This is a genomic window from Leisingera sp. G5_S3_59_S7, from assembly GCF_054968485.1.
Genome location: NZ_JBQKUH010000058.1, coordinates 18,939 through 27,300, shown reverse-complemented (window position 1 = coordinate 27,300; position 8,362 = coordinate 18,939). Strand labels below are relative to the sequence as shown.

The window sequence follows — 8,362 nt, the reverse complement described above, 5'->3', positions numbered from 1 at the left end:
TTTGGGCGCAGGTGTTCCGCTTGCCGGCTGGGCGGAGTAGCTTGGGCGCATGGAATCGGCATTGGATTACTTGAGCGCCCGGGCGCTGTTGGAGTGGCAGGCGGAGCTTGGCGCCACCGAAGCGCTGTGCGACGCGCCGGTCGACCGCTACGCGCTGGAGCAGGCCCCGCCCAAGCCCAAGCCGGGCGCCGCGCCGGCGCCGCCGCCCAAGCCCAAAGAGGTGGATCCGGTCGAGGTGGCGCAGAAGGCCGCCAAAGCAGCTGCATCGCTGCCGGGTTTGCGCGATGCGCTGGAAGCCTTCGACCATTGCGACCTGAAGCGGGGCGCGCGCAATCTGGTGTTCTCGGACGGGCAGCCGGGCGCGCGGGTGATGATCATCGGCGAGGCGCCGGGCCGGGAGGAGGATCTGCAGGGCAAGCCGTTTGTGGGCCGCGCCGGGCAGCTTCTGGACAAGATGCTGGAGGCGATCGGGCTCAGTCGCGCCGAGAGTGTCTATATTACCAATGTGCTGCCCTGGCGGCCGCCGCAGAACCGCGATCCGCTGCCCGCCGAGATCGCCATGCTGACACCTTTTCTGGAGCGGCATGTGGCGTTGGCGGAGCCGGATATTCTGGTGCTTATGGGCAATATCAGCTGCCAGGCGGTGCTGGGCAAACGCGGCATCACCCGGCTGCGCGGCAAGTGGGACCAGGCCTGGACCAAGCCGGTGATCCCGATGTTCCACCCCGCCTATCTGCTGCGCCAGCCGTCTCAGAAGCGGCTGGCCTGGGCAGACCTGCTGGAGCTGAAGGCGCGGCTGGCCAGTTTATCCTGAGGTCGTTTCATGAAAATCCTGGCGTTCTCCGACCTGCACCTTTCAGCCCCCCACGCGGCGGATATCGTGGCGGCCAGCGCCGAAGCGGATCTGGTGATCGGCGCCGGCGATTTCTGCAATTGCCGTCAGGGGATGGACCGGGCAGTTGCAATGCTGGCGGGTCTGAAGGCGCCGATGGTGGCGGTGCCCGGTAATGGCGAAAGCGCGGAAGAACTGCGTGCCGCAGGCTTCCCGGATACCACGGTGCTGCATGGTGAAGGCGTGGAGGTCGAAGGCCTGCGCCTGTTCGGGCTGGGATACGGCGTGCCGGAAACGCCCTTCGGCAGCTGGTCCTGTGACCTCAGCGAGGTGCAGGCGGCGGCGATGCTGGCGGCCTGCGGCCGTGCGGATATCCTGATCTGCCATTCACCTCCAAAGGGGCTGGGCGATGTCACCTCCGGCGGGATGTCTGTCGGCTCCACTGCAGTTAGGGCGGCGGCAGAGCGGATCCAGCCGCAGCTCCTGCTCTGCGGCCATGTGCATGATTGCTGGGGCTTCCGCGGCAGCCTAGGCAGGACGCAGGTGGCCAATCTGGGCCCCGGGGTAAGCTGGTTCGAGGTGGAGCCATGAGCGCCGCTGCGGCCTTGCCGGCGTGTGTCCCGGCGGCCCCGGCGCTGAACCGGATGCCAAGGGCGGCTCCGGGCCGGAATTGTTGCAGGGCTGGCGGTACGACCGGCCATTATGGAGAGGACGCGACTGGAAATGTCCCGGATTGACGAAAACATGGACTTCATCCCGGTCCGCATCGCGGTGCTGACGGTATCGGATACCCGCAAGCTGGAGGACGACCGCTCGGGCCAGGTGCTGGTGGACCGGCTGGCCGAGGCGGGCCACGTGCTGGCCGCCCGCAAAATCCTGCCGGATGAGCGGGCGGAGATTGCCGAGCAACTGCGCGCCTGGGTGGCGGACCCGGAGGTGGATGTGGTGGTCTCAACCGGCGGCACCGGCCTGACGGGCCGGGACGTGACGGTGGAGGCGCACCGGGACGTCTATGAAAAGGAGATCGAGGCCTTCGGCACCGTCTTCACTCTGGTCTCAATGCAGAAGATCGGCACCAGCGCGGTGCAGTCGCGCGCCACTGGCGGGGTCGCGGGCGGCACCTATCTGTTTGCGCTGCCCGGCAGCCCCGGCGCCTGCAAGGACGGCTGGGATGAGATCTTGTCAAAACAGCTCGATTACCGCCACCGGCCCTGCAATTTCGTGGAAATCATGCCCAGATTGGAGGAACATCTGCGCCGGAAGTGAGCGGCCGCGGCGTGTAACCTCGCAAACCCGTGCGGAGAATCATATATTTCCAACCGGGCACAAGGAATTTTACGCTTTGGCAGACCGCGTGCGCGGTCCCGGCAGCTGCCGCCACCGGAAGGGAGAAACATGCGCTTTTTGCGTCAGAGTGTGACAGGGGTTTTCCTGGCGGCGGTCACGGCGGCACTGCTGCTTTATGCCGGGCATATGATTTTCAGTGCAATCGAGGCGCAGCTGCACGCGGAGAAGAAAGCGCCCCCGGCGCGCGAGCGGATCTTTGCGGTCAATGTGGTGACGGCGGATCTGCAGACGGTGGCGCCGGAGCTGACGGCCTTTGGCCGTGTGGAGAGCCGTCGCACGCTGGAGCTTCGCACGGCCGTTGGCGGCCGGGTCGTGCAGCTGTCCGAGGATTTTGAGGAAGGCGGAACCGTCCGCGCGGGCGAAGTGCTGGTGCAGATTGACCCGGCGGATGCGCAGTCGGCGCTGGACCGGGCCGAAGCGGACATGATGGACGCCCGCGCCGAGGAGCGCGATGCGGGCCGGGCGCTGGTCCTGGCGCAGGATGAGCTGCAGGCCACGCAGGACCAGGCGCAGCTGCGCGAGCGGGCCTTTCAGCGGCAGGTGGATCTGGCGGACCGCGGCGTCGGCACCGCGGCGGCGGTGGAAACAGCCGAGCTGGCAGCGGTGCAGGCGCGCCAGGCGGTGATCTCGCGCCGTCAGGCGGTGAGTCAGGCGGAGGCACGGGCCGATCAGGCCGCCACACGGGTGGCGCGGGCGCAGATTGCGCTGGACGAGGCGCAGCGGGATCTCGACGACACAACGATCAAGGCCCGTTTCGACGGTACCCTGCAGGCGGTGAACTTGGTGCAGGGGCGGCTGGTCTCAGCCAATGAAAAACTCGCGGATCTGGTCGATCCTGACCTTCTGGAGGTGGCCTTCAGGGTGTCGACCGCGCAATACGCCCGGCTGCTGGACGCAAAGGGGCACTTGCTGCGGGCACCGGTGCGGGTGACGCTGGATGCCGACGGGGCGGGGCTGAGCGCGACCGGACGCATTTCCCGCGCCAGCGGCGCGGCGGGCGACGGGCAGACCGGGCGGCTGGTCTATGCGCGGTTGGAAACCGCGCCAGGTTTCGAGCCTGGGGATTTCGTCACCGTCAAGGTGACAGAGCCCGAGGTCGCCGCTGTGGCCCGCGTGCCCGCCTCGGCGCTGGGAGCCGATGGCTCTGTTCTGGTGCTGGGTGAGGACAACCGGCTGCAGGCGCTGCCGGTTGAGCTGGTGCGCCGCCAGGGCGATGACGTGCTGATCCGCGGTGCCGGGCTGGAGGGCCGTGAGATCGTCACCGGCCGCACGCCGCTTCTGGGCGCTGGCATCAAGGTGCGCCCGTTGCGCCGGGACGCCGGGGTCCAGGCCCTGCCGGAGCTGATCGAGTTGAGCGACGAGCGCCGCGCCCGGCTGGTGGCCTTTGTCGAGGGCAGCAGTGCAATGCCGTCTGAGATGAAGGCCAAGATGCTGCAGCAGCTGGCTGAGGCAAGAGTACCGGCGCAGCTGGTCTCCCGCATAGAATCCCGTATGGGAGGCTGAGGGCCATGGTCCGCAAACTCCCCCGGCCGGCCCGCGGGCTGTTCAGCTATTTCACCCGCCACCGCACTGCGGCAAATCTGCTGCTGGTGATCATGCTGGTGCTTGGGGCCGCTGCGATGCCCAACATGCGGGCCCAGTTCTTTCCCGATGTGATCGTTGAGCGCGTCACCGTCTCCGTCGAGTGGGAGGGCGCCGGGCCGGAGGACGTGGACAATGCAATTGTGCAGGTCCTGGAGCCGGTTCTGCTGGCGGTGGACGGGGTGGAGGAAACCTACTCCACATCGCGCGAAGGGATGGCAACGCTGACGCTGGAGTTCGAACCCGGCTCCGACATGGGACAGGCTGCCGATGATGTGCAGAGCGCCGTGGACGGCATCACCAGCCTGCCGGAAGAGGCGGAGGAGCCGGAAGTGCGGCGCGGCGCCTGGCGCGACCGGGTGACCGATGTGGTGATAACGGGGCCGGTGGGGCCCGGGCAGCTGGGCCTGTTTGCTGATGAATTGGTCGCCCGGCTGTTCGAAGCCGGCGTCACCCGCACCACAATCCGCGGGGTGGCTGCACCGGAAACCATCGTCGAGGTGCCGACCGCCAAGCTGATCACCCATGACATCACCATGCGCGAGATTGCCGAGGCCATCGCCGCCGAGGTCGACGCGGATCCCGCCGGCGACGTGACCGGCGCCAATGCCCGGGTGCGCACCGGCAGCGAGAAACGCCAGCCGGATGAGCTGGAAGCCATCGTCCTGCGCACCAATCCCGACGGCTCCGTCCTCACCATTGATGATGTGGCCGCGGTGCGGGTGGAGGGGGTGGACCGCAACCGATCATACTTCGTCGGGGAACACCCGGCGATGTCGATCCGGGTCGACCGCTCCGACCAGGGCAATGCCATCCGCCTGCAGCGCCAGGTGCAGGAGGTGGTCGCGGAAATGCAGGCAAGCCTGCCGCAGGGGGTGACGGCGCAGCTGATCCGCACCCGCGCCGAACACATCACCGACCGCCTGAATATGCTGGTTGACAACGGGCTGATGGGGCTTGCGTTGGTGCTGTGCCTCTTGTTCCTGTTCCTCAACACCCGCATTGCGTTCTGGGTGGCGGTGGGCATTCCGGCCTCGATGTTCGCCGCGGTGGCGCTGATGTATGCCGCCGGTATCACCCTCAATATGGTCAGCCTGTTCGGCCTGATCATCACCCTGGGCATTGTCGTGGATGACGCCATCGTTGTGGGGGAACACGCCGACTTCCGGGTGCGGCGGCTCGGCGAAAACCCCGTGCAGGCCGCCGAGAATGCCGCCCGGCGGATGGCGATGCCGGTCTTTGCGGCAACGCTGACCACAATCATTGCCTTCTTTGGCCTGACGCTGGTGGGCGGGCGGTTCGGCGAGCTGATCCGCGATATACCCTTTACCGTGATCGCGGTGCTGGCGGCCTCGCTGGTGGAATGCTTCCTGATCCTGCCCAACCACTTGGCCCATGCGCTGACCCATGCGCAGGCGCGGCACTGGTACGACTGGCCCAACCGGATGGTGAACCGCGGCTTCCGCTGGCTGCGCGACCACGCGTTCCGGCCGCTGATGGGGCTGATCGTCACCGCACGATATGCGGTGCTGGCCGGGGCATTGGCGATCCTGGCCAGCCAGGCGGCGCTGTTCATCAACGGCGATGTGCAATGGCGCTTCTTCAACGCGCCGGAGCGGGGCTCCGTCACCGGCAATTTCGCCATGGCGGAGGGCGCCACCCGCGCCGATACCCTTGCGATGATGCGGGAGATGCAGCGCGCAACAGAGGCGCTGGGCGCCGAATACGACGAACGCTATGGCCGCAACCCGCTGGATTTTGTGATGGCAGAGACGGGCGGCAATGCGGGCCGCGGACTGGCCGGTGTGGAAGGCAAGGAAGCGGATCTGCTGGGCGGCATCTCGATTGAGCTTATAGATGCCGACCTGCGCCCCTATTCCAGCTTTGCCTTTGTGGCGGAACTGCAGGAACGGGTGGCCCGCCACCCGATGGCGGAGACGGTTTCCTTCCGCAGCTGGCGCTCCGGCCCGGGCGGCGATGCGCTGGACGTGCAATTCGCGGGCGCCAGCGTGCAGACGCTCAAGGCCGCCTCCGAGGATCTGAAAACCGCGCTGCTGCGCTTCCCCGAGGTGTCCGCGGTTGAGGATAACCTGGCCTACGACAAGGAGGAGGTGATCCTGGACCTCACCCCGCACGGCCAGGCGCTGAATTTCACTATTGGCAGCCTGGGCCGGGCGCTCCGGGCGCGGCTTAACGGTATTGAGGCGGCTACTTATCCCGACGGGCCGCGCAGCGCGTCGATCCGGGTTGAGCTGCCGCGGAATGAGCTGACCGCCGATTTCCTGGAGCGCACCCTGATGCGGGCGCCCAGCGGGATTTATGTGCCGCTGGCCGATATCGTCTCGGTCACGCAGCGCACCGGGTTCTCCACCGTGCGCCGCGAAAACGGCATCCGGGTGATCAGCGTGACCGGAGATATCTCCGAGGATGATCCGGCCCGCGCCGAAGCGGTGATGCAGGCGCTGGAGGAGGAGATCCTGCCGGCGATCGCCAGCAAGCGACAGGTCGAATGGCGCCTTTCGGGACTGGCGGAGCAGGAGCAGACCTTCCTGCAGGAGGCGGGCACCGGCCTGATCCTGTGCCTGACCGGGATCTACCTGGTGCTGGCCTGGATCTTTGCCAGCTGGACCCGGCCCCTGGTGGTGATGGCGATCATTCCCTTTGGCCTGGTTGGCACCATCTGGGGCCACTACATGTGGGAGGTGCCGCTCAGCATGTTCACGGTGGTGGGCCTCTTGGGGATGACCGGGATCATCATCAACGATTCCATCGTGCTGGTGACAACCATCGACCAGTATGCCGAGGACCGCGGTCTGATTCCCTCGATTATCGACGCGGCGGCGGACCGGTTGCGGCCGGTGATGCTGACCACAATGACCACGGTTCTGGGACTGGCGCCGCTGTTGTTCGAACGCGCGCAGCAGGCGCAATTCCTCAAGCCGACGGTGATCACCTTGGTCTACGGCTTGGGCTTTGGCATGTTCCTAGTGCTGCTGGTGGTGCCGGCCCTGGTGGCGATGCAGAGCGACTTGTCGCGGCCAATGGCAGCCCTGCGCCGGGCCCTGCGGCACGGGGCAGGGCGTTTGCGCTGGCTGGTGCTGGGCACCGCGCTGGCGCAGCTTGTTTGGCTGGTGCTGACGCTGGGCTGGGCGATGGCCACCGGCGCGCTGCATCCGCTGCTGCGGACAGTGCCTGTGCTGGCGGCAATGGAGCCGGTGCGGGCCGGGCTGCTGGCCTGTGTCGCCGGGGCGCTGGTGCTGGCGCTGCTGGCCTATTTGGCCGGCGGCGCGGTTTACCGGTTTAGCGCCCGCCAGCGGGCCTGAGCCAGCCGGGCGACCTCGCCCACCTGATCCAGCAGCTGCAGGCCGCGGCTCTCGATCTCTGCGATGGGGATCCATTCGGCCTGTTCGGCATCGTCATCCGGCAACGGTTCGCCGCTGGCGTGCTCGCACAGGACAACGGTCAGCAGGTACTGCCGCTGCACCGCGCCCGCCTCAGCGCGGACAAGGACATCCACATTGGTGAGATATTCCAGCGGCCGGGCGGACACGCCGGTTTCCTCCATCAGCTCGCGCGCGGCGGCTTGCAGGGCGGTTTCGCCCATCTCCACATGGCCGCCGGGAAAGCCCCACCAGCCCGCGTTCGGCTCCTTGCCGCGCTGCACCAGGATCACCTGGTCCTGGCCGCCGAAATGGCGGCAGACCACGGCAATAGTGCCAAGCACCGGGCGCTGCGGGCTGTCGGTTGAGCTCATCCGGCGCTGCAGCCCTGAATGTCGACGGAGTGGTTCTGCCCCAGCACGGTGATCCGCAGCTGCGAGCGGTCGATGGCATAGGCGCTGCCATCGGCGGGCAGAAACTCGGTTTCCGCAACCAGCAGACCGCCCTCGCGCCGGGTGGTGGTCTCTCCGGCATAAAGATTGGGCGCGCCGGGTTCGATCACCGCGACCTCTTCGCCTCCGGCCGGGGGCATCGAAATGCGGGCGGTGACCTTCATGCCGTATTCAGAGGGGCGCAGGCTGCAAGCCGCATGGCGCACGCCGGCCTCCTTGGCTGACCAGGGGCGGCTCGCGAGCGCCGCGGCAATCGCCGGGTTGCGGCCCGCATCGCTGTCCAGCTGATGGTCAAAGCTCAGCTCGGCGGGCACGCAAACATCTTTACAGACACCCAGCTGCATCCGTCCCTTCAGCCGCACCGGCTTTCCGGCCGTCCTTGGGGTGATTTCCACCGGCAGCACCAGTTGGTCATGATAGCCGATGGTGCGGTAGCCGGAGGTCAGGAACACTTCGGGAGCAGGCCAGGTGATCGACAGCGCCCCCACATTGCGCGCACCGCGCCAGGAGAAGCTGGGCGGGATGCCGGCATCGCCGGGCGCACGCCAGTAGGTCTTCCAGCCGGGCTGCAGCTTGACCCGCAGTGCGCCCATGTAGGTGCCGCGCGGGGTCAGGCCGCCGTCCAGCACTTCGATTTCCACGATGTCGCCTTCGGCGGCGCCGGACAGGGCTGGTGTCCCGGCTGCCAGGGCAAGCAGAGACGCCGCGCAGGCCGCAGCTTTGGTCAAAGTCTTCCTCATGCACAGATACATGCGCCCGGCAACGCGGTT

7 protein-coding genes are annotated in these 8,362 nt (G+C 67.3%); 5 read left to right on the top strand and 2 right to left on the bottom strand.

Going from position 1 to position 8,362, the window contains the following annotated elements; all coding sequences use genetic code 11:
- Positions 1-49 precede the first annotated feature (49 nt).
- From ACTRWG_RS19115 to ACTRWG_RS19095, 5 genes are all read left to right on the top strand, one after another.
- Positions 50-814: a uracil-DNA glycosylase gene (locus ACTRWG_RS19115; protein ID WP_462829797.1), complete on the top strand. Its 765-nt coding sequence runs from the start codon at positions 50-52 to the stop codon at positions 812-814.
- 9 nt (positions 815-823) lie between these two features.
- Positions 824-1,423 (top strand): metallophosphoesterase family protein, encoded by a 600-nt coding sequence (locus ACTRWG_RS19110; protein WP_027235169.1) that lies wholly within the window; start codon positions 824-826, stop codon positions 1,421-1,423.
- Between the two features lie 132 nt (positions 1,424-1,555).
- The gene (gene moaB, locus ACTRWG_RS19105; protein WP_462829796.1) at positions 1,556-2,098 is read left to right on the top strand and encodes a molybdenum cofactor biosynthesis protein B; all 543 of its coding nucleotides are present in this window, start codon (positions 1,556-1,558) and stop codon (positions 2,096-2,098) included.
- A 129-nt stretch (positions 2,099-2,227) separates the two neighbouring features.
- Entirely contained in the window at positions 2,228-3,682 is a 1,455-nt protein-coding gene (locus tag ACTRWG_RS19100) for an efflux RND transporter periplasmic adaptor subunit (protein WP_462829795.1), read from the top strand.
- Between the two features lie 5 nt (positions 3,683-3,687).
- Positions 3,688-7,083 carry an efflux RND transporter permease subunit gene (locus ACTRWG_RS19095; protein ID WP_027235166.1) on the top strand — a complete coding sequence of 1,132 codons (3,396 nt, stop codon included), beginning with the start codon at positions 3,688-3,690 and terminating at the stop codon, positions 7,081-7,083.
- Here the strand turns inward: ACTRWG_RS19095 and ACTRWG_RS19090 are convergent.
- Together ACTRWG_RS19090 and ACTRWG_RS19085 are read right to left on the bottom strand one after the other, a co-directional pair.
- A complete protein-coding gene (locus ACTRWG_RS19090) occupies positions 7,053-7,514 on the bottom strand; it encodes an NUDIX hydrolase (protein WP_027235165.1) in 462 nt (153 codons plus the stop codon). The two genes, ACTRWG_RS19095 and ACTRWG_RS19090, sit on opposite strands and share 31 nt — an antisense overlap.
- Entirely contained in the window at positions 7,511-8,332 is an 822-nt protein-coding gene (locus ACTRWG_RS19085; protein WP_036797632.1) for a protein-disulfide reductase DsbD domain-containing protein, read from the bottom strand. Before ACTRWG_RS19085 ends, ACTRWG_RS19090 begins: the two co-directional genes overlap by 4 nt.
- Between the last annotated feature and the right edge of the window lie 30 nt (positions 8,333-8,362).

Bases quoted from the DNA above. Each gene is read 5' to 3' on its own strand.
- ACTRWG_RS19085 (WP_036797632.1), bottom strand. From the start codon at position 8,332: ATGAGGAAGACTTTGACCAAAGCTGCGGCCTGCGCGGCGTCTCTGCTT.
- moaB (WP_462829796.1), top strand. From the start codon at position 1,556: ATGTCCCGGATTGACGAAAACATGGACTTCATCCCGGTCCGCATCGCG.
- ACTRWG_RS19115 (WP_462829797.1), top strand. From the start codon at position 50: ATGGAATCGGCATTGGATTACTTGAGCGCCCGGGCGCTGTTGGAGTGG.
- ACTRWG_RS19100 (WP_462829795.1), top strand. From the start codon at position 2,228: ATGCGCTTTTTGCGTCAGAGTGTGACAGGGGTTTTCCTGGCGGCGGTC.
- ACTRWG_RS19090 (WP_027235165.1), bottom strand. From the start codon at position 7,514: ATGAGCTCAACCGACAGCCCGCAGCGCCCGGTGCTTGGCACTATTGCC.
- ACTRWG_RS19110 (WP_027235169.1), top strand. From the start codon at position 824: ATGAAAATCCTGGCGTTCTCCGACCTGCACCTTTCAGCCCCCCACGCG.
- ACTRWG_RS19095 (WP_027235166.1), top strand. From the start codon at position 3,688: ATGGTCCGCAAACTCCCCCGGCCGGCCCGCGGGCTGTTCAGCTATTTC.